The sequence below is a fragment of the Duganella sp. Leaf61 genome, assembly GCF_001421905.1.
GTDB lineage: Bacteria > Pseudomonadota > Gammaproteobacteria > Burkholderiales > Burkholderiaceae_D > Rugamonas > Rugamonas zoogloeoides.
The window spans coordinates 343284-365667 of record NZ_LMLM01000029.1 but is presented as its reverse complement, the minus strand read 5'-3'; the positions used below and the strand labels follow the sequence as shown (position 1 = coordinate 365667).

At 65.4% G+C, this 22384-nt stretch carries 13 protein-coding genes; 5 read left to right on the top strand and 8 right to left on the bottom strand.

The annotated features are described in order from the left end of the window. Positions 1–84 precede the first annotated feature (84 nt). A complete protein-coding gene (locus ASF04_RS19630; protein WP_056145509.1) occupies positions 85–1731 on the top strand; it encodes a rhamnogalacturonan acetylesterase in 1647 nt (548 codons plus the stop codon). 47 nt (positions 1732–1778) lie between these two features. Here the strand turns inward: ASF04_RS19630 and ASF04_RS19625 are convergent, their stop codons facing one another. From ASF04_RS19625 to ASF04_RS19600, 6 genes are all read right to left on the bottom strand, one after another. After that, complete coding sequence (locus ASF04_RS19625; protein WP_056145507.1) at positions 1779–2756, bottom strand: glycoside hydrolase family 43 protein; 978 nt, start codon at positions 2754–2756, stop codon at positions 1779–1781. Then, entirely contained in the window at positions 2756–4108 is a 1353-nt protein-coding gene (locus ASF04_RS19620; protein ID WP_229205130.1) for a rhamnogalacturonan acetylesterase, read from the bottom strand. Before ASF04_RS19620 ends, ASF04_RS19625 begins: the two co-directional genes overlap by 1 nt. Before the next feature lies 1 nt (position 4109). Next, on the bottom strand, positions 4110–5345 hold the full coding sequence (locus tag ASF04_RS19615; protein WP_056145500.1) for a DUF4861 domain-containing protein: 1236 nt from the start codon (positions 5343–5345) through the stop codon (positions 4110–4112). Positions 5346–5561: 216 nt separating this feature from the next. Further along, positions 5562–7931, bottom strand: a complete 2370-nt coding sequence (locus tag ASF04_RS19610; RefSeq protein ID WP_056145495.1) for an acyl-CoA dehydrogenase — start codon at positions 7929–7931, stop codon at positions 5562–5564. A 94-nt stretch (positions 7932–8025) separates the two neighbouring features. Further along, positions 8026–10803 (bottom strand): di-heme oxidoredictase family protein, encoded by a 2778-nt coding sequence (locus ASF04_RS19605; RefSeq protein ID WP_056145492.1) that lies wholly within the window; start codon positions 10801–10803, stop codon positions 8026–8028. Between the two features lie 148 nt (positions 10804–10951). After that, entirely contained in the window at positions 10952–13372 is a 2421-nt protein-coding gene (locus ASF04_RS19600; protein ID WP_056145490.1) for a glycoside hydrolase N-terminal domain-containing protein, read from the bottom strand. 241 nt (positions 13373–13613) lie between these two features. Here ASF04_RS19600 and ASF04_RS19595 point away from each other — a divergent pair, with 241 nt between their 5' ends. Next, positions 13614–16577, top strand: coding sequence for a triple tyrosine motif-containing protein (locus ASF04_RS19595; protein ID WP_229205129.1), 2964 nt, complete (start codon positions 13614–13616; stop codon positions 16575–16577). A 42-nt stretch (positions 16578–16619) separates the two neighbouring features. Here ASF04_RS19595 and ASF04_RS19590 read toward each other — a convergent pair whose 3' ends face one another. Next, positions 16620–18596, bottom strand: a complete 1977-nt coding sequence (locus ASF04_RS19590; RefSeq protein ID WP_056145487.1) for a U32 family peptidase — start codon at positions 18594–18596, stop codon at positions 16620–16622. Positions 18597–18744: 148 nt separating this feature from the next. Here ASF04_RS19590 and yghU point away from each other — a divergent pair, with 148 nt between their 5' ends. Both yghU and ASF04_RS19580 read left to right on the top strand, forming a co-directional pair. Further along, positions 18745–19587, top strand: a complete 843-nt coding sequence (gene yghU / locus ASF04_RS19585) for a glutathione-dependent disulfide-bond oxidoreductase (RefSeq protein WP_056145482.1) — start codon at positions 18745–18747, stop codon at positions 19585–19587. Positions 19588–19905: 318 nt separating this feature from the next. After that, entirely contained in the window at positions 19906–21096 is a 1191-nt protein-coding gene (locus tag ASF04_RS19580) for a tyrosine-type recombinase/integrase (protein WP_056145480.1), read from the top strand. A 113-nt stretch (positions 21097–21209) separates the two neighbouring features. Here the strand turns inward: ASF04_RS19580 and ASF04_RS19575 are convergent, their stop codons facing one another. Continuing rightward, positions 21210–21836, bottom strand: coding sequence for a cation transporter (locus ASF04_RS19575; RefSeq protein WP_056145475.1), 627 nt, complete (start codon positions 21834–21836; stop codon positions 21210–21212). Between the two features lie 85 nt (positions 21837–21921). Between ASF04_RS19575 and ASF04_RS19570 the strand changes: the two genes are divergently transcribed. Beyond that, positions 21922–22341: a helix-turn-helix domain-containing protein gene (locus ASF04_RS19570; protein ID WP_056145473.1), complete on the top strand. Its 420-nt coding sequence runs from the start codon at positions 21922–21924 to the stop codon at positions 22339–22341. Positions 22342–22384: the final 43 nt, after the last annotated feature.

Here is a 22384-nt window from a genome sequence, read left to right as displayed (position 1 = left end):
ATACGCGGGTGCGTATTGCTCATGTTCCTGATTCTTTAAACGTCAAGAACAGGGGCATAAAAATCCTCGCATAGAATTGGCACCATGAACAAATATCTCGCCTCCTTTTTCCTCATGCTGTGCTGCGCCGCTGGAGTCAATTCCAGCGCCATCGCACAAGCCCCGGCCAACACCGACCCGCGCAATGCCAAGGTCACGCTGCCCGATCCCGCCAACCCCAAGCTGCCGTCGCTGATCATGATCGGCGATTCCACCGTGCGCAATGGTCACGACGACGGCCAGGGCAAGGGCGCGGCCGGCCAGTGGGGCTGGGGTAACCCGATCGCCGCGTACTTCGATCCCGCAAAAATCAACGTCGTCAATCGCGCCGTGGGCGGCTTGAGCAGCCGCACCTACATGAGTTCCGGCCACTGGGAACGCACGCTGCCGCTGATCAAGGCCGGCGACGTGGTGCTGATCCAGTTCGGCCACAACGACAGCGGCCCGGTCAACGACACCGTGCGTGCGCGCGGCACCATCAAGGGCACGGGCGAAGAATCGGAAGCGATCAACAACCTGATCACCAAGCAGGATGAAGTGGTGCACACCTATGGCTGGTACCTGCGCAGCTATGTCGCGCAGATCAAGGCGCGCGGCGCCACGCCGGTCATCTGCTCGCCGATCCCGCGCAACAATTGGGGTACGGATGACAAGGTTGCGCGTGCAGCCGACAGCTACGGCAGCTGGGCCAAGCAGGTGGCCGCCCAGGAAAAGGTCGGCTTCATCGATCTGAACGAGACCATCGCGAAGCAGTACGACGCCATGGGCCGCGACAAGGCCAACCTGATGTTCCCGCCTGACGAACGCACGCACACCAATATGGCGGGCGCCGAATTCAATGCCAGGGTAGTAGTGGCGGGCCTGAAGGCGCTGCGGCCGCCGCTGGCCGGGGATGCCTTGAACGCGTTGAACGACGCCGGCCGCGCCATCCCGGCAACTGAAGATGACCGCCCCGTGGTGGACGGCGCCAAGGTCGCCGGCGTGCAGCCGCGCGATCCGGCGCTGCCCAACCTGTTCCTGGTCGGCGACTCTACCGTCAAGAGCGGCGGCGCCGGCGGCGCCATCGGCTGGGGCGAGCGTATCGCCACCCACTTCGACACCAGCAAGATCAATGTCGTCAACCACGCCATCGGTGGCCGCAGCAGCCGTACCTTCTTCACCGAAGGCCGCTGGACCCGGGTGCTCGAGCAAATGAAGCCGGGCGATTTCGTCGCGATCCAGTTCGGCCACAACGACGGCGGCCGCATCGGCGACCCCGCCAACAAGAACCGCGCTTCGGTGGCGGGCACCGGCCCCGAGACCGTGGAAGACACCAGGCCCGATGGCAGAAAGGAACAGGTCCACACCTTCGGCTGGTACATGGCGCGCTACGTGGCCGATGCCAAAGCCAAGGGCGCAACCGTGATCCTGCTGTCGCCGGTGCCGCACCGCGACGTGTGGGAAAACGCCCGCGACTTCGCCAGCTTCGCCCAGTGGGACCAGGAAGTGGCTGCCAAGGGTGGCGCGCTGTACGCGGATTTGACGATGGTGGTGAGCGACGCCTACCGCAAGCAGGGCGCGCAAGCGGTCGATACCTATTTTTCGGACGCGCGTACGCATACCAACGAAGCCGGCGCCCAGTTCAATGCGGCGCGCGTGATCGATGCGTTTAATGGTTTGCCAGGCAAGCCGCTGGCGAAGTATTTGAAGTAATCTCTGGTGCCAGTGGGATTCCCCGCTTGCGCGGGGATTACCCGTGGTTACTTCTCCAGCCCTGCCACGACTTCCTCGGGCACGGCAATCACGGTACCGTGCCGCATGCGCTTTTTCGTGCCTTCGTCAGGGAACTGCATCTTGTCCGACACGTCTTCCCAGTGCACCAGGTCGCGCGAGCGCATGGCGCCGTAGTGCTTGGTGATGTAGGCGTCGTAGTACAGCACCACGTCGTCGCCGATCTGCAGCGCAGTCGGGCCTTCCACCCACAGCTTGGGCGGCGTGATCGGCGCGCCCAGCTCGCCGAACGGGCCTTGCAGGTCGGGCGCGTCGGCCACTTGCAGGTGTTTTTTCGGCGGGTTGCGGGTTTCGTCCTTCACCAGCAGGTGGTTCTTGCCTTTGAAGTTGACGAAGGTGGCGTCGATCACCGAGAAGCCGGGATCGTAAAACAGTCTGGTTGGCGTGTACGTTTTAAAATCGCGCGTGGTGGTTGCGTACATGCGGTGGTTGTACTTGTCTTCCGACGAGCCGTCGGTGGCCGGGAAGCGGCCGGGGATGGTGGAGGCCCAGAAGATCAGAAACTCGCCGCGCTTGTCGTCGTAGACGATTTCCGGCGCCCAGGCGTTGAGCGAACCTGGTTCGTGCGCCATCACCGGTACCTGCTGCTGCGGCGACCAGTTGACCAGGTCTTTCGACGACGCATAGCCGATATTGTTCTCGTTCCAGCCCGACGTCCACACCATGTGGAAAGTGCCGTCGGGGCCGCGCACGATGCACGGGTCGCGCATCAGCTTTGAATTGCCAACGACGGGCGTGAGGAAGCTGCGGCCACCGGCCACCTTGTCCCACTTGTAGCCGTCAGTGCTGCGGGCGAAATGCAGGCCGTCCTGGCCGTTTTCAGTGAAGTAGGCGAACAGGTAACTGTCCGCCGCCTGGGCGGCGACGCTGGCCGCAGCCAGCATCGCACCAGCGGCCAGCTGGCGCACGTTGAACAGGAAATTGCGGCTCTTCGGAATTCCCATCATCAGCGGTTGCCCTCGTCGCCCAGCGGACGCTCATTGGTGAAAGTGGGGCTGACCGGCACCGCGAATTTCGCTACCGGATCGGGATGCGACGGATCGAAATTGCCGTAGCCGTCAGCGATCCACTGCGCCGCCGGCACGCCGGCCTGGCGCAAGCCGGTGGCCACCGCCTGCGCCAGCTCGTAGCTGCCGTAGGGATTGTGGTGGGTGTTATCGAGCTTGCCCGGCTGCGGTTCGGCGAACGCCAGCTTGGAACCTTCCACGCCCAGCGCCGCGTACAGCGGCAAACTCATGGCGTGCAGGTCGATGAAGGCGGTGCCCAGTTCTTTGGCCGACTGGCGCGCGGCGGTGGCGTAGTCGGTCAGGGTTTCCTGCGGCTTGCCGGCGTCGTCGAAACGGCGGCGCTCCATCGACGACATGATGACCGGGATGCCGCCGTGCTTGCGGATGGCTTCCACGTGCTGGCGGATTTCGTCCTTGTACGTGGTGAAGGGGCCGCCCTTGTTGTCCTTGATCTGCTTCTGGTCGTTATGGCCGAACTGCATCAGGACCGTGTCGCCGGGGCGCATCATGCTCAGGACCTTGTCCAGGCGCCGGCGCGACAGCGAGTCGCGGTAGGTTTCGCCCGACTGTGCGAGGTTGGCCACCGCGATGCCGGGCTTGAAAAAGCGCGGCAGCATCTGGCCCCAGCTGTTGAACGGTTCGCCCGGCTGGTCGGACACGGTGGAGTCGCCCAGCAGGAAGATGGTTGGCGCGGTCACCGGCACGATGTCGATCGACTGGATCACCGGGTTGCTGCCGTTGATCTCGAGCGTGAGGCGCTGGTCCCAGGCGCGCGCTTCGGATACTGTTTCGCGCGGCACCTTGAGGTCCACCACGCCGGCCGCCACGCCCGCCACGGCCTTGATGCGCGGCGTGCGCACGTTGACGGTGAAGGTGCGGGTTTCCGTCGCGCCGCTGGCCGTGCTCACATTCTCGAGCATCAGGCGCCGCAGTTCGGACTTGATGGTGGTGTTGGAAGCCGTACCGTCCGCGCCCAGTTTGACGGTAACGTTGTAGTTCCCCTCGGGGACGTCGGCGGTGAAATAGGACGGTTTGGTCGCGACCAGGTACCCGGCGGTGCGCACCTCCGCGCCCGGTTCGAAGCCGAAGCCGCGTTTCGCATCGTACGCCATGCCGGCATCCACCGTGGTGTAGCCGTCCCTGGCCGCGCCAAAGCTGAAGTGCCAGGCCTCTGCTGAATGGGCTTGGCCCGGGCCGAGGATGGCGAGTGTAGAAAACCCTGCCAGCAGCAGCGCCGAGGAGACCCGGCGCGCCACCGGCAGGGAAGGAGTGCCCTGTCGGTGAAGTTTCATATTACTTGGTGGCTGCCAGCGCGACCGTGACCGGTGCGCGCACGCGCGCGGCCTGGGCCGAGACGTACTTGGTCCAGTCTTCGCGCTTGGCGAAGTCGCCGGCGCGGGTCCAGCCGGCGCCCACGTAGTAGCGCAGCGGCTGGCCGGAAACGATTTTCGCGGTGATCAGCGCATTGAGCTTGTCTTCGGCGTAGTCCTTTTCGCCGGCGGTCGGCACGATGATGGCGGTGCCGAAGGCGCCGTTCGATTTCTGTTCCACCCATTGCAGCAGCGCGCGGTCGGCCGGTTGCGTGATCGGCTGCACCTTGGCGTCCTGGCCCTTGTCGGCCGGGGTTTTGTTCAGGCCGATGGCGGCGGTGAGCTGCTGCGGACCGGTGAAGTTGAAGGTGCTGTCGATCTGGTCGAAGTAGTGGCCGGCATCGACGGTGAAGCGCTTCACTTCCGAGACCTTGGCGCCGCCGGCATCCCAGGCGTCGTACGACAGCTCGAAGATGGCGCGGATCGGGCCATTGGCGATCACTTTCCAGCCGGCGTAGTTCACGCCCGTGTACAGGGTCTTGCCGTCCCAGATGCCGGCGCCGCCGGCGCCGCGCGACTTGCCGACGTTGTACATGTCCATGCCTTCGCCTTCGTCGTCATGGTAATGGTCGTGGCCCTTGTTGTACCAGCGATCGACGATGGGGTACGGTACGCGCTTGAACCAGATGTCCATGCCGCTGGTGACCAGTACCTCTTTGCCGCTGCCTTCGGCGGCAGGCGCCGCCAACGCGGGACCGTAGGTGCGGTGCGCGACCTTGTCGTTCTCCCAGGCGAAATCGTCGAGGCGTTCCTGGATGTAGCGGGCCGACACCTTGCTCGGGAAGACCGGCGCCACGGTGTCGATTTTCTCGACCGTGAAGGTGGCCTTCTTTTCGCCCGGTGCGAAGTCATGCTGGAAAATCAGCTCGCCGTAGGCGATGCCTTCGTTCTTCGGATCCTTGGCCTGCGGCGCCACATTGGTCACCTGGTACGGCAGCACCTTGCCCGCAGCATCCTTGACGGCGATCTTCTGCAGCAGCGCACCAGGCAGGGCGCGATTGACTTCGGTCCAGGGGATGGTGATGGTTTCCGATGGGCGGGCCTGGTCCAGCGTGTGGGTGACGGTGACAGTCAGGCGCTCGGCGGCGTTGACAATGCCGGCGCTGGCCAGGGCGGAGAACAGGATTGCGGGGACGAACAGCTGCTGACGTAGTTTCATGTATTTACCAGTCCTTCGATACGAGTGAGGCAAGTGATACAACGATAGGGAGTATCGCGCAGAGGCGCAACGCGTAGACTGTACCGCAATCGGTTAGCCTGGCAAAGCACGCCATGATCGTTGGAGTATCGATAGTCTGATTGAGAGTGTCAACGCTTCGCGCCATCTAATCACTTTCGTGAGTAGATGGCGTAAAACCAGGTTCACACCGCAGAGTCACACCTCCAGGACGATGGCCGGCGCCGTCATGCGGCGGCGCTGTTCGGCATCGACGGCCGCGTTGAGGTCGGGCGAGAAGTCATCGACATGCACCGACAGGTCGGTAAAGCGCGCGAAGTCGGCCAGCGTGCGGCGCTCCTCCGGCGTGAGCAGGCCAAGCGACACCGCGTGCGCGCTCCACTGGTCCAGCAGCGGCAGGGTTTGCGGCATCGCTCCGAGCTGGCCGGCGCGTACGGCGGGTTTCAGGCGATGCTCGATGGCGTCCACCTGCGGCAGCAGGGCGAAAGCCAGTTCGCCGCAGGCCACCGGGTCGCGCAGATCGTCGGCCAGGAAGCCGTCGGCCAGCAGGCGTTCGCGGCTCGGGCCGGCCGTCTGCATGGCGCGCGCCACGTCGCCGCCCAGGTCGTCGTTCGGTTCCGCGTACGGCATCCCGAACGGGAACAGCAGCACGCGCACGGCGCCGGCGATGAAGCGGTTGGGGAAGTTGTCGAGCACCCCGGCGAGCGCCAGTTGCGCCTTGTGCAGCGCGTCCTGCACCGACCAGTGCACGTACGGCGCATCGTCGGCCTGGCGACCGTCGTCTTCGAATCGCTTGAGCGTGGCGCTCACCAAGTACAGCATCGACAGCGCATCGCCCAGGCGGGCGGAGATGCGTTCGCGGCGCTTGAGTTCTCCGCCCAGCACGAACATCGAGGTGTCGGTCAGCAGCGCAAAGGCGGTGGACATGCGGCCGACGGCGCGGTAATAGCCGGCCATGGCGGGATCGGCCTGCTGCGGCACGGGCGCGGAACTGGCGCCGGTGAGCGCGTACCACAGGCCGCGCGCGGCATTGGCGCACACGAAGCGCACGTGGCCGAAGAAGGCGTCGTCGAATTCCAGCTCGGCGCGGCGCTGGTCCTTGTCGGCCGTGGCGTGCATTTCGCGCAGCACGTAGGGATGGGCGCGAATGGCGCCCTGGCCGAAGATGATCAGGCAGCGCGTGAGGATGTTGGCGCCCTCCACCGTAATGGCGATCGGGATCTGCTGGTAGGCGCGGCCGAGGAAATTGCTGGGCCCCATGCAGATGCCCTTGCCGCCCAGGATGTCCATGCCGTCGTTGACCACCGCGCGTCCTCGTTCGGTGACGTGGTACTTGGCGATGGCCGAGATCACGGCCGGCTTCTCGCCGAGGTCCACGGCCAGCGCGGACAGCTTGCGGGTGGCGTCCATCATGTACAGGTTGCCGCCCATGCGGGCCAGCGCTTCCTGCACGCCTTCGAACTTGCCGATCGGCGTTTTGAACTGGCGCCGGATCGCGCAATAGGCGCTGGTGCCGCGCACGGCGAGCTTGGCGGTGCCCACGCTGGTCGATGGCAGGGATATCGCGCGACCGGCAGCCAGGCACTCCATCAGCATGCGCCAGCCCTTGCCGATCTGCTGCGGCCCGCCGATGATCCAGTTCATCGGAATGAACACGTCCTTGCCGCTGGTAGGGCCGTTCTGGAACACGGCGCCCAGCGGCCAGTGGCGGCGGCCGATCACCACGCCCTCGTGGGTGGTGGGTATCAGCGCGCAGGTGATGCCGGTATCGGTCCCGGGAGGCAGCAGCCGGTCTGGATCGACCACGCGGAATGCCAGGCCAAGCAGGGTGGCGATGGGGCCCAGCGTGATGTATCGCTTGTTCCAGGTGATGCGCAAGCCCAGCGTCTCGCGGCCTTCGTGGGTGCCCATGCAGACCACGCCGGTGTCGGGAATGGCGGCGGCATCGGACCCCGCGTAGGGGCTGGTGAGCGCGAAGCATGGGATTTCCTTGCCGGCGGCCAGGCGTGGCAGATAGTAGTTTTTCTGTTCTTCGGTGCCATAGTGGAGCAGCAGTTCGGCCGGTCCCAGCGAGTTGGGCACCATCACCTGCACGGCCAGTGCCGACGAGCGGGTGGACAGCTGCATCACCACCTGCGAGTGCATGTACGCGGAGAAGGCCTTGCCGCCGTACTCCCTGGGGATGATCATGCCGAGAAACCCCTTGTCGCGCGCATACTGCCAGGCCGGCGCGGGAATGCCTTGCCACACTTGGGTCGATTCCCAGTCGTCCACCAGTTCGCACAGGTGGCGCACTTCCACGTCGAGGAACGACTGTTCTTCGGCGGTGAGCGTGGGCTTGGGCAATTTCATCAGCTTGTCCCAGTCGGGCCGGCCCGAGAACAGGTCGGCGTCCCACCATGTGGTGCCGGCTTCGAGTGCGTCGCGTTCGGTGTCGGACATGGCGGGCAGGATGCGCTTGAACAGCGCGAAGATATGCGGCGTGACCAGGCTGCGGCGCAGTGCCGGCACGCCGAGGATCACGGCTGGTACGCCGATCAGCAATACCACTATGGTCCAGAAAATCATGATGTGCTCCTCCTGTTTTTAGGAGCACCATACTGCGGACCGCGATGCGCCACTGTGCGGCTGCGCTCATAAGTGCGCAGTGCCGCAGCCCAGCTTACAGCGACTTCAAAAACGCCAGCACGGCGTCGCGGTCGGTCCTGGACAGCTGTTCGAAGCGCTGCCGCGCCCGCGCCGCTTCGCCGTCGTGCCACAGGATCGCCTCGGTCAGGTTACGTGCGCGACCGTCATGCAGGTAGCCGACGCTGCCGGCGCTGCCCATCACCTTGTCGGTATAGCCAATGCCCCACAGCGGCGCGGTGCGCCACATATTGCCTTTCGCTTGTCCTTCCACCAGGTTGTCGGCCAGGCCGGGGCCCATGTCGTGCAGCAGCAGGTCGGAATATGGCGCGATGGCCTGGTTGCGCAGTTCCGCGAACAGGTGGCCGCTGCCGGTGGTCATTTGCGCCGTGTGGCAGGCCACGCAGCGCATGCCGTCGAACAGCCGCGCGCCGGCCGCCACCTCGGCGGCATCCACGCGGTGCTCGTCCAGCGGCGCCACACCCCTGGGGAAGCCGCTCGGCATGCTGCGCTGGGCCGGCACCGCCACCAGCGCCAGGTACTGGGTGATCAGTTGCAGGTCGGCTTCGGTGATGCCCGGCTGCGCGGCCGCCGCGCCGCAGCCGGCGGGATCGGTATGGCACGACCGGTTGCGATAGACAGGCGACGTGACCGCCATGTCGGCCAGCAGCGCCGACGCGGTCTGATGACGCAGGCTGGCCTTCGACGCCTTCCAGCCGAAGCGGCCCAGGCGCACCGCGCTCGACTCCGGATCGAACACGAAGTTGGCCACGCCGATGACACCGTCGGCGTCCGGGGAAGATCGCACGTGCGACAGGATCTCCGCTTCCGGGATCGCCTCGAGCAGGCCGGTGCCCATCATCGGCTGGGCTGCGCGCAGCGATACCGCCGCCGGGGTGGCGCCGTCGAAGGCGATGGCGGGCTTGCGCAGCTCGACCACGGTGCCGTCGGCCAGCGTGACCTGGCGCGTATCGAACGCCGCCACGCGCACGCCGCTGCCCCAGTTCTGGCGCGCGCCGGTAGCGGACACGCCGTTCATCTGCACCGCCGCGCCGTACTGCGGATGCGGCGACTGCACGCCGTTGGCGTCGATGGCAGCCACCCGCACCGACATCGTGTCCAGGCGCTGGTTGATGGCGGCGGGTGCCGGGCTGCGGCCGTTGTTGACGTGGCACGCGATGCAGGCCGACTGGTTGAAGCGCTGGCCTTGCAGCCCCACCGCCGCTGCATAGCGGTCGTTGCCAGGCTCGTTGTGCTCACCGGTGGTAAAACTGCTGTGCACCAGGCGCCGGCCCTCCACGAAGCGCTGCATGTTCTGCATGCCGATGTGGTTATGCGGTTGCTGGAACATGAACAGGCCGTTGTCGCTGTAGTTGTAGGACACCGAACCGAGGCCGCCGGCCAGCGTGGCTGCCGGCAGCGGCACCGAGTTCAAACGGGGCTGCACGCCATACCACGGCCGCAAACCGGCGCCCACCACGTAGATCCACTCCGCCGAGTAGTAGCGGATGCCGCCGGTGTCGCCAATGGCGCCCATGGCGGCGGTGGTGGAAAACATCGACGGCGACACCTCGATGGCATCGCCCACGGCCAGCGCCCGTGCCGGCACATGGACGTTGTTCGGCATGCCGGCGGCATCGAGGCCGCCGTGGCCCGGATATTCCTTGACCTGCAAGGTGCAGGCGCCGTTGATGCCGGTGGCGGTAGCCAGCTTGCCGTTGGCGGGGTAGGGCGTGGGTTTGCAGACGGCGACATCGCGGTCCACCAGTTCGCCGGGCGCCATCCAGCCGTAGCCGGTCACGCCGGGACGATCGAAGCCGCGAAAAAAGGCCACGCCGCCGGGCAGGAAATCGACGGTGGTGTACTGGTTGACGATCAAAGTAGGCTTGGCCACGCCGGCCACGCGGCTGTTGTCGATGATCTCCACGCCCCAGGTGCGGTTCTTGAAATACTGCGGCACGAAGGTGAGGTAGTTGCCTGGGCCCTTGTCCACCGGCAGGCCGGTGGCCGGATCCACGGTGTCATTGGGGCCGTAGCCGATTTCGTTCCAGTCCTCGCCCCGTTCGCGCCCGTGGCGCGCCAGCCCGCGCGCGCCGAAACGCGTGACCAGCGTGCCGTCGGCCAGGGTGAACTGCAGCGTCTCGAGCGGTTCGGCGCTCGCGGGCAGCGGCGTCCAGCCGGCGCCGCTGGCGGGATAGCGCAGCGCAGAAGTCGTGGCCGTGGGCAGGGTGTTGTCATTGCCGGGCGACTTGAACTCCACCTCGAACAGCGAGTAACCGTACTGCGTGGCGCGTTCCACGCCCTGCACGCGCAGATAGCGCGCCCGTGCGCCCAGGTTGAAGAACTCCTCGGCGCCGCCGCGGCCGTCGGTCACGTAGCGCAGCTGCGACCAGTTCTGGCCATCGTTGGACACCTGCACCGCGTACTGTTTTGCGTACGAGTCTTCCCACAGCAGTTTCATGTAGCCGATGGCGGTGCTGGCGCCGAAATCGAACTGGATATACGCGTTATCGACGGCGGTGCTGGACCAGCGCGTGGTCGCACTGCCGTCGATGGCTTGAAGGGCCGACATGGCCGGATTTTCCACGGCCGACGACGTGGCGCCCGCCGGCTTGACGACCACGCCCGGTTGGCCGGGATCGCTGACGATCGGCGCTGGGACGGCCACCACCGGGGGCGGTTGCACTTGCACCGGATCGGGCGTGGAGGTTGATGATTTTTCGCCCCCCCCGCCGCCGCCCCCGCCGCATGCTGCCAGGGCCAATGCTATGCCGATTGGCAGCATGCGGGTGGTGATGGTGTGTAGTGCGATCAAGACAGGCCCCTCGGCATTTGACGGCGGCATAATAGTGCCACATGGAAACATTAATGCTATCACATGTGTACCCGCGAAAAATGACCAAACCATGTCTTTTGGTAGATAAGCCACAGCAACCGGCGCGCGGCCACACCGGCCGCCATTTTCAACGCGCAGGAGTTACGGCATAAGCCTTGCCCCGCACCGCGTTGAAGTTGGTGGTATAGCCGAGGGCATCGCGCCGGCTGGCGGCTTTTACGCCGGCCACCTGCACCGGCACGGCGGTGCGCAGCACGCAGCGGCCATCGCGCCGCGCGGTGATGCGCGCCGATTTCAATTGCCCCTGACCCCAGTCGATATCGACGACGAAGTTGCCGCGCCCGACCAGTCCCTTGACCTCACCGTCGCGCCACGCGGTCGGCAGCGCCGGCAGCAGGTGCAGCTCGCCATTCTGGCTTTGCAACAGCATCTCGATCACGCCGGCGGTACCGGCGAAATTGCCGTCGATCTGGAATGGCGGGTGGGCGTCGAACAGGTTGGCGTAGGCGCCGCCGTGCTTGTCGCCCGGTTTGGTCAGGCGCAGCAAGTTGCGAAACAGCTTGTAGGCGTGGTCGCCATCGAGCAGGCGCGCCCACATATTGACCTTCCACGCCAGCGCCCAGCCGGTGCCGTCGTCGCCGCGCAGTTCCAGCGTGCGGCGCGCGGCGTCGGCCAGCCTGGGTGTGGCAAGCGGCGAGATGTCGCGTGCCGGATACAGCGCGTACAGGTGCGACACGTGGCGATGGTGCGGTTCGACTTCCTCGAAGTCTTTCGACCATTCCTGCAACTGGCCGCGCGCGCCCACCTGGAACGGCAGCAGCTTGTCGTGGGCGGCGCGCACCTGGCGGCGAAACGGCGCATCGATCTTCAATACCTTGCCAGCCGCTTCGAGGTTGCGGAACAGGTCACGGGCGATGGCGATGTCCATGGTGGACGCCACGCTGACCACGCCGGTCTGGCGGTCGCCATAATAAAAGGCGTTTTCCGGTGAGGTGGAGGGAGAGGTCACCAGTTGCGCCTGGGCGTTGGGCTGCAGCCAGGCCAGCATGAACTGCGCCGCGCCTTTCATGACCGGGTAGGCGCTGCGCAGGTAATCGCGGTCGCCGGTGAACTGGTAGTGTTCCCACAGGTGACGGGTGAGCCAGGCGCTGCCCATGCTCCAGTTGGCCCACTTGGGATCGCCCTTGCCGAAGTCGCCAACCGGATTGCTGCTGGCCCAGATGTCGGAATTGTGGTGCACCGCCCAGCCGGGCGCGTGGTAGTACGAGGCGGCCGTCTCGGCGCCGGTGACGGCCAGGTTGCGTATCAGGTCGTCCATTGGCGTGAACAGTTCGCCCAGGTTGGCGCTGTCAACCAGCCAGTAATTCATCTGGACGTTGATGTTGGTGGTGTAGTTGCTGCTCCATGGCGCGCGCACGATCGGATTCCAGATGCCCTGCAGGTTGGCCGGCGTGTTGCGGGTGCGCGAGGACGACATCAGCAGATAGCGGCCGTACTGGACGTATAGCGCTTCCAGTCCGGGATCGGCGGCGCCGGCCGTGTGCTCGGCCAGGCGGCGGTCGGTCGGGATGGCGCTGCGGTCGGGCGCGTTGCTGTCCAGTGTGAGCGAGACGCGGTCGAACATGCTGCGGAAGTTGTCCACGTGGGCGGCGCGCAGCGCGGCGTAGCTTCGTTTGGCAGCGGCGTCCAGGTAGCCCTGCGCCAGCGCGTGCTGGTCGCGTCCCGCGCTGTCGGGGCACCGGTCGTAGCCGGCAAAGCTGGTGGCGGCCGACAGTAGCAGCGTGACCGAGGTCGCGGCGCGGATGCGCAGGCGGGCGCCGTCATTTTCCACGGTGCCGTCGCCATCATCGAGCACCGGCTTGACCAGCAGCTCGTAGCGCATGCCCTTGCAGCCGGCCGGATCGATTTCCACGATCGGCTCGGGATTGTGCTTGACGTAGCTGGGGTCCACGTGGGCAGGCGCCTTGCCGGCCAGCCGCAGGCCGTCTGCCGTGGCCATGCTGGTCGATTTGAGCAGACTGGCCGTTTCCAGTTCCAGGTTCAGGCTGCGCGGCTGGTCGGCCGTGAGCCGCACCACGATCACCTGGTCGGGTACCGAGGCGAACACCTCGCGCCGGTACGCCACGCCATTTGCCGTAAAGGCTGTGGACTGGATGCCGTCGCGCAGATCGAGGCTGCGCCGGTAGCCGGTGGCCGGGGCGCCGGCCAAATCGTGGCGCAGGTGCAGGTCGCCCAGCGGCAGGAAGCCTTCCGTGTAGCGGCCTTGCAGCTTGCGCGACAGCGCGTAGGCTGCCGCGTAGTCGTCGCGGGCCAGGGCCTGGCGCACTTCGCCCAGCGCGGCAAAGGCGCCGGGATTGAGGTTCTTGTCCACCGGGCCGCCGCTCCACAGGGTGGCCTCGTTCAGTTGCAGCAATTCGTCGCCGGGGCGGCCGAACACCATCGCGCCCAGGCGGCCGTTGCCGACCGGGAGCGCCTCGGTCCAGGCGGCGGCCGGGCGGTCGTAGTGCAGGGTGAGGTCGGGTGTCGACGGTTTCGCGTGGACGGACATGGCAAGCAGCGTCAGGAGGCTGGTGACCGCGAGTCGATGGAGTGTCGGGCGCATGGCTGTACTTTGGTGGTGGTTGAGCGGTCGATGATACGGCGATGAACCGGGCGCTTCGCGTCAATCGCCTGATAATTTGGCAGCGCCGGGGCGATCGACGGCGCTTGTCATATTGCCGCTGCGAAGAAGCCATTTATCCGCTATATTCTGCATCCTTCTCCGGCCCCAGTTACGGTGTTTTCAGTTCATGACCTTGTCCCTGCCCAAAGCGTTGTTGTATCTACTGTTGGTCGTGGCGCACGGCTGCTGGGCGGCCGCGCCCCGGCCGCTGCTGTCCGAGTATACGCACACGGCGTGGACGGCAGTCGATGGCGCGCCCACCGGCGCCACCAAGTTCGCCCAGGGCGACGATGGCTGGCTGTGGGTCGCCACGCCTACCGGATTGTTCCGCTTCGATGGCGTCCATTTCGAGCGCGTGACGCAGGTGTACGGCCATGCGCTTGCCACCAGCAACATCATGGCGCTGACCACGGCGCCCGACGGCGCGCTGTGGGTGGGCGACCGTGTGGGCGGCGTGTCGGTATTTCGCAAGGATGGCGCGCAAACCTATACCGAAGCAGGCGGCCTGCAACCGGTGGGCGTGATGCATATCGAGGTGGCACCCGACGGTGCTGTCTGGGCGGCGATGCGCGACGGCGTGGCGGTGCTGGCGCCGGGCGCGCGGCGCTTCGAGTATCTGCCGCCAACCGCCGGCTTGCCGGCTCTGGGTGTGTTCCAGATCCTGTTCGCGCGCGACGGCACCACCTGGATCGGCACCAATATCGGCGCATATTTCAGGCCCAGGGGCGAGTCGCGCTTTCGCCCGTCATGGCCGCGCGAGGGGCGGGTGGCGCTGGCAGAGGCGCCCGATGGCGCGATCTGGGCCCAGGATTTTCAGCATAGCTATTACAAGGTGCGGCGTACCGCGCCGCCGGCCGGCACCGTGATCAAGCCGGACGTGGACGGATCGTCGCTCCGCTACGACCGGCGGGGCACGCAGTGGGTGCTGCACGCCGATGCGCTGGAACGCCGCGTCAAGGGCGCCGGTCCCGCCGCACCGGACCAGCGCCTGTCGCAATTGAACGGTATCAGTGGCCCGATGCTGTCAACCAGTTTCCAGGACCGCGAGGGCAACCTGTGGATCAGCACGTCGCAGGGCATCGACCGGCTGCGTCCCAACCGCCTGACTACCATGCCGGGCAAGGTGCGCCTGCAGTTTCCCGCGCTGATGACCGGCCCCGAAGGCGATATCTGGGTGGGCGACTATGCTGGCGACGTGTGGCGCTACGACGCCGATGGACCGCGCCAGCGCGAAGTGGCCGGCGAAATCACGGCCGCGCACACGGCGCAGGATGGCGTGCTGTGGCTGGGCGGCACCGCCGGCGTCAAGCGCCGCGCGCCCGATGGCGCGGTGACCACGTTCGGCTTTCCCGACGACGTCAAGGGCCTGCGCGTGCACGCGTTGCAACAGGACCGCCACGGCGCGCTGTGGGCCTCGTTCTCGGCCGGCAAGGGCGTGTACCGGCTGGAGCATGGCCGCTGGGTAAAGTCCGGCGGCCTGCGCGGCATCTCCGAGCTGCTCACCACCGCCATGGCGCTTGATGGTCAAGGCGATCTGTGGCTCGGGCATTTGCGCAGCGAGATCAGCGTGGTGGGCGACGGCGGCGTGCGCCGCCTCGGTGCAGCACATGGGCTGGAACTGGGCACCGTGCTGGCCCTGCATGCGGACGGCCAGCGCATGTGGGTGGGCGCCGAGAACGGCGTGGCACTGTATCGCGATGGCGGCTTCGTCGCACTGGCGGGTGAGCGTGGCGAGCGCTTTCGCGGCGTTTCGGGCATCGTGCGCATGCCGGACGGCGACCTGTGGCTGCACGGTGCGGAAGGCCTGTACCGCATCGCCGCTGCCAGCCTCGATGCATGGTCGAACAATCCGCGCGCGCTGCTGGCGTTCGAGCGCTTCGACGCCCGCGACGGCATGCAGGGCCACGCACCGCAACTGCGGCCGGTGCCGTCGCTGCTGCGCGCCCGCGACGGCAAGCTGTGGTACGCCACAACCAGTTCGGTCGGCACCATCGATCCGGCCAACATCCTGCGCAATCGCCTGCCGCCGCCCGTGCGCATCGTCGCGGTGGTGGCGGAAGGCGCACGCCATCCGGTCAGTGAAGCCGGACCGCACTCATTGGCGCTGCCGCAGGGCACACGTGACATGCAGATCGATTTTACGGCGCTCAGCCTCTCGATCCCGGAGCGGGTGCGGATGCGTTACCGGCTGGCGGGCCTGGACCGCGACTGGCAGGAGCCGGTGGGGCGGCGCGCAGCGTATTACACCAACCTGGCGCCCGGTAAATACCGCTTCGAGGTGATCGCCTCCAACGAGGACAACTTGTGGAACACCGCCGGCGCCGCGCTCGACATCGAGATCCCGCCGACGTTCGTGCAAACCGGCTGGTTCAAGCTGCTGCTGGCGGGATTGGCGCTGCTGCTGCTCTATATCGCGTACGCGCTGCGCATCCGCAGCCTTACCCGGCGCATGCAGGAGCGCCTGCAGGAACGGCTGGCCGAACGTACCCGGATCGCCCGCGCGCTGCACGATACCTTGCTGCAAAGCGTGCAGTCGCTGTTGCTGTCGTTCGACGCCCACAGCCGGCTGCTCAAGGAAGGTACGCAGGAACGCACGCGTCTGGACCAGACCCTGAATTTGGCCGAGCAACTGCTGGTGGAAGGGCGCGACCAGATCATGGACTTGCGGGCCTCGGCGTCGCCCGAGGAACTGGGGCTGGCGCTCGAGCAGTTCGGCAAGGGGCTGGCGGAGCACCGCGCCCACCAGTTCGAGATGCGGGTGCGCGGCGCGCCGCACCGCCTGCAGCCCGGTGTACAGGATGAGATTTACGCGATTGCCCGCGAAGCGCTGTTCAATGCGTCGCGCTATGCGGATGCGGGAAAGATCACCCTGGTCCTGGAGTACGGGGCCGGCGGCCTGACGCTGCGGGTGGACGATGACGGTCGGGGCCTCGATGACGCCGTGGCTGCAGCCGGCCACCGCCCCGGGCACTGGGGCATGGTGGGCATGCGCGAGCGCGCCCGCAACCTGGGCGGCACGCTGGACATCGATAGCGCACCGGGCGCCGGCACACAGGTAAAGCTGCATGTGCCGGCCCGCAAGTCATACTGATGGCGCCTGCCCGGGCCTTCAGGGCACGGCGCCGGTATTTCCTCAAGCGCCCGGGCGCTGGCGGTGGAATTTGATCGGCGTGTACGCCACGTTGGATGGCGGGGCGGACTTCAGGATGTTGGTCTTCATCGCGCCCACCACGTGCATCTCGCACGGTTTGCAGTCGAAGCGCAGGGTGTAGGTTTCCTTGCCGCTGACCAGGGTCATCGGCTCGGCTTTTACCTGTCCTTGCACGCCTTGCACGCCCTTGGCTTGCTTGGGGCACAGGTTGAACGAGAAGCGCAGGCAGTGCTTGGTGATCATCAGCGGTACTTCGCCGGCTTCCTCGTGAGCCTCGTAGGCGGCGGCGATCAGCTGCACGCCGTGCTTCTGGTAGAACGCGCGCGCCTTTTCGTTGTACACGTTGGCCAGGTAGCTCAGTTGCGTTTCCGGGTACACCGGCGGCGGTTCGATCGACGCCTTGCGCAGCGGTCGCTCCCAGGCTGCGAGACGCACCGCTTCGTGCGCTGCCACCGCATCGCGGCGCAGCGCGTTGATGGCGGCCGACGGCACGAACCATGGTTGCGAGAGATTGAGTTCCACGTCCGACGCCGTAAACATGGTGGCGCCCAGCTTGGACAGGCTGGCGCGCAGGCCGGCTGCAGCCTGGTAGGCCTGCTGCGCCGGTTGCAGCGCCATCGGCGCATCGGTCACGCTCAGGCAGCCGTCTTCGTCGAGCAGCGACAGGCGCAGGCCGGCGCCGCCGTCGAGTTCGGACAGGGTGGCGTGCACCGACACCTTGCGGTCTGCCGATTTCTTGTTCAGGATCGCTTCCCACTGGTGGTCGCGGTTGCGGTGGATGGCGATGCCGGGCTTGAAGCCGGGCAGGGCGAGGAAGGCTTCGTTGGGGAATACGCGCCACAATTCGCCGTCCTTGCTGTCGCCGAGTTTCTTGGCGACGTTGGCCTGCACGCCCACGGTTTCGCGCTTGTTCATGTAGTTCAAGCCGTCGCCGTTGGCCAGCGGGGCGTTCGACACCATGTCGAAGTGGTCGGTGGCCACGCGGGTGACGGTGCCCAGTTCCAGGCCCAGGTATTTCGGGCTGTCGAAGGCGCCGATTTCGTCCGTGCGGCCGTTGGCGAAGTAATCGGTGTGGCCGCGATTGAAGTTCTTCTCCACGTCCGGCGTGAAGTGAATGCTGGTGGTGCCGCTGGCAGCGCGCTTGAATTCGGTGCGGCGCTCGAGAATCTCGTCGAGCAGCAGGCGGTAGTGCGCGGTGATGTTCTTCACGTAGCCCATGTCCTTGTAGCGGCCTTCGATCTTGAGCGAGCGGATGCCGGCATCGATCAGTGCCTCCAGGTTGCGGCTCTGGTCGTTGTCCTTCATCGACAGCAGGTGCTTGTCGTAGGCGACCACGCGGCCGGCGTTGTCCGAGAGCGTGTATGGCAGGCGGCACGCCTGCGAGCAGTCGCCGCGATTGGCGCTGCGGCCCGTATCCGCGTGCGAAATGTAGCACTGGCCGGAAAACGCCACGCACAGCGCGCCGTGCACGAAATATTCGAGCGGGGTGTCGGTGGCGGCGTGGATGTCGCGGATTTGATTGATGGTCAGTTCGCGCGCAAGCACCAGTTGCGAGAAGCCGGCGTCGCCGAGGAACTTCGCCTTCTCTTTCGTGCGGATGTCGCACTGGGTACTGGCGTGCAGCTGGATCGGCGGCAGGTCCATTTCCATCAGGCCCAGGTCCTGCACGATCAGCGCATCGACGCCGGCCTCGTACAACTGCCAGATCTGCTTGCGCGCGCCTTCCAGTTCCGAGTCGTGCAGGATGGTGTTGAGCGTAACGAAAATGCGCGCATGGTAGCGGTGCGCGAACTGCACCAGCGCTGCGATATCCTCGATCGGGTTGCTGGCGTTATGGCGGGCGCCGAAGGCGGGGCCGCCGATATAGACAGCGTCGGCGCCGTGGAGGATGGCCTCCCGGCCGATTTCGGCGGTTTTGGCGGGCGACAGCAGTTCGAGCTGGTGGGCTAGCAGAGACATGGCGGATTCCTTCTGTGAAGGGCGACATTATAGCGGGGTTGGGACGGGGAACCCACAAAAGGATCGGGCGCCAGCAAAGCCTTTATTCATCCGCTAGAATGACCGATCCGCGCGCCGACACCCGTGCGCGCGTCCCTAGGAGATTTGTATGACCGAACCGACCAATTACGTCCCGCCCGCAGTCTGGACCGTGCCCACCACGGCAGGCGGCACCTTTGCCAGCATCAACCGGCCGGTAGCGGGCCCCACGCACGACAAGGAACTTCCAGTCGGCAAGCACCCGTTGCAGCTGTATTCGCTGGGCACGCCCAATGGCGTGAAGGTCACCATCCTGCTTGAGGAATTGCTGGCGGCAGGGCACACCGGCGCCGAGTACGACGCCTGGCTGATTCGCATTAACGAAGGCGACCAGTTCGGCAGCGGCTTTGTCGATGTCAATCCCAACTCCAAGATTCCCGCGCTGGTGGACCGCAGCGGAGCAGCACCGCAGCGCGTGTTCGAATCGGGTTCGATCCTGGTGCACCTGGCCGAAAAATTTGGCGCCTTCCTGCCGAAAGAGGGCAGTGCCCGCACAGAAACCCTGAACTGGCTGTTCTGGCAGATGGGTTCGGCGCCGTTCATGGGCGGCGGCTTCGGTCATTTCTATGCGTATGCGCCGGAAAAGCTCGAATACCCGATCAACCGCTATGCAATGGAAACCAAGCGACAGCTCGACGTGCTGGACCGTCAACTGGCCCAGCATCGCTACGTGGCAGGGGACGAGTACACGATTGCCGATATGGCAATCTGGCCGTGGTACGGCTGGATGGTGCTGGGGCAGCTCTACAATGCGGCCGAGTTCCTGTCGGTGCACGAGTACCAGCATGTCAAGCGCTGGGCCGAAGAGATTGCCGCGCGGCCGGCCGTGCAGCGCGGCCGCCGGGTGAACCGGGTGTTCGGCGAGCCGGCCGAGCAGCTGGCGGAGCGACATGACAAGGCTGACCTGGACTAAGAACCTATCCCGGTAGGGAATGAGGCGCTGCTTGCGCGCCTCGGCAGCGGGGCCAGCGTTGCTCGTCATCGCATGGCCTGCCATGTTTCTTCCTCGCGCCTTGACCCCGCTACCGAGGCATCGCAATCCGCCGCCTCCTCCCTACCGGGATAGGTTCTAAGTAATTCATGCTGCGGACGACGGGAAACATGTCCGCAGCACGCAGTTCCTTAACTCATTTAACTCGACATTACTACCTATATTGTCGATTAATATTACTGTATGCAATACTGTATAATTGGCTGTATATTCACACAGTCTTTTAGCCCGGTATCGACCATGCAGCAGCCAACGCCAGAGAAGAAGTTCGCCGTCATCAACCTCGAGCCGTTTCCCGCGCACAGCGACGGCGCGGCGCAGCGGCGCCAGCGCAACCGGGACGCCCTGCGTACCATTGCCGAGGACGCGATCACCGACGCCCAGACCGACAGCGAAATCGCCCGCGAATTCATCAGCCACGGCGAACTGGGCCCCAAATCGATCGCCAACACCCAAAAAGAGCTGTTCCGCTTCCTCACCTGGTGCCGGGAAGAGGCGGGCAAGACGCTGCGCCAGCTCAGCGTCGCCGAGCTCAATAGCTACAAGGACTTCCTCAAGGCGCCGCCGGCCTCGTGGATTTCCACCACCAAGTGGCCGCGCAGCGATGAGCGCTACCGGCCGTTCAGCGGGCCGTTATCGGACGCCAGCCGGCGCCAGGCCATGATCGCCGTCAAGGGATTGTTCGCGTACGCCACGCAGACCGGCTATCTGCGGCGCGATCCGGCGGCGCTGGTCAAGCACGTCAAGACGGTCAGTGCCAGCCGCATCACGCGCTACCTCACGCACGACGCGCTGGCCCTGGCGCTGCATACAGTCGCCACGCGCGAGGCGCCGACGCCAGCCGCCATGCGCCGCCGCGAACGCGATCGCTTCCTGCTGACGGCTTACATCCACACCGGCGCGCGCCTCAACGAAATCGTCAGCGCCAACATGGGCGCGTTCTACACCGAAGGCAACGGCCGCTGGTGGCTAGACGTGCTCGGTAAAGGCAACAAGCCGCGCCGGCTGCCGGTGCCGCCCGAGATGCTGTCCGCTTACCGACAATACCGCGCCGCCTTCGGCTTGCTGCCGCACACCATCCGAACCGACACCACGCCGCTGGTCCTCTCGAGCCGGGGCGACGCGCTGGTGCGCATCACCGACGAAGCCGCGTCCGACGCACTCAAAGCCATCTTCGCCGCCGCCGCCAGCGCTGCCGACGCGTTCGGCGATGCGGACATGGCAGCGACATTGCGCCAGGCATCGGCGCACTGGCTGCGCCACAGCATGCTCACCAATCATGCCAATAACGGCGTGCAGCTGAAAACGCTGCAGGAGACGGCTGGTCACGCCAGCATTGCGACGACGGCAGCGTATTTGCACAAGACCGATAATGAGCGGCACGATGAGATTCTGGCGTCGGCTGGGGTGCGGGCTGTGTCGGATACATAACTACGCATAATTTATATTATGTAAAATCGTGTTCGGGGAAATGAAACCTAAACTCTCCCACCGCGGGCCTCTTCACGTAGCCAGCGGACTCGGCTTGGCTACCCTCCCGCAAATTACGCCGACCTCAGCCTGAATTGCGGCCAGGCTTCCCTGGTCACACGAATGGCCGAGCGAAGAAATACCAGCGCAATCAACCCACCGATAACGATGTCGGGCCAGGTCGAATGGAATATCGCCACCGCCCCGCCCGCGCACACCACGCCCACGTTGGCGACCACGTCGTTCCGCGAGCATTCGAACGTGCTGCTCATGTTGACGTTGGTTTTGCGGAAGCGCCACAATAGTCCGAGGCACGTCACGTTGGCCAGCAGCGCCAGGAAGCCGAATATCAACATCAGGTCGCTCGATGGCGGCACGCCATGGCGCAGTTTGTAGGCGATCTCCACCACGATACCGATGAAGAACAGGAAAATGATGCCGCCTTTGGCGAGCGCAGCGCCTGCCTCCCAGCGCGCTCCCCGGTGTAAAGCAAACAAGCTCAGCACATAGACGATGGCATCGCCCAGCATGTCCACTGCATCGGCCATCAGCGCCGACGAATTGGCGATGTAGCCGGCAGAAAATTCAATCACGAACATCACCGCGTTAATCGCCAACACCCACAGCAGCACGCGGCGCTGGCCTGCTTTCAGTGACAGTTCGGCGATTTCCTTCCCCTTGTTTGAACAGCATTCATCCATGGAACCTCCCAGGTTTATCGAACTTGACTTGATGCGTACTTCCGCTTTATAAACGTTAAAGTCACTTCAAGGTCAAGCGCAATCCATGGATACATTCAATATCGGGCAGCTGGCAACGGCAGCGCAAACGCCGGCGGCAACCATCAGGTATTACGAAAAGATCGGCTTGCTACCTGCACCGGCCCGTACCGGCAGCAACTACCGCCGCTATGACGGCCATGCCCTGGCGCGCCTGAGTTTTGTTTGCCGCGCCCGCGATCTGGGATTTTCGATCGATCAAGTACGCAATTTGCTGGACCTGTCGGACCAGCGCGAACACGATTGCTGCACGGTCGATCAATTGACGCAGGCACACTTGGCGACAATCGAGCAGAAAATCGCCGACCTGAGCGCGCTCAAGCACCACTTGTCGCAATTGCTGGTGTCGTGCCATGGCGGCACGGTGGCGGATTGCCGCATTATCGATGCGCTGACACCAAGAAAGGTTCCTCTGGCCGGGAGTTAGCATATTTCGTTCACCGGGCCCCGCTGTGAAGCCTGTTGGTATT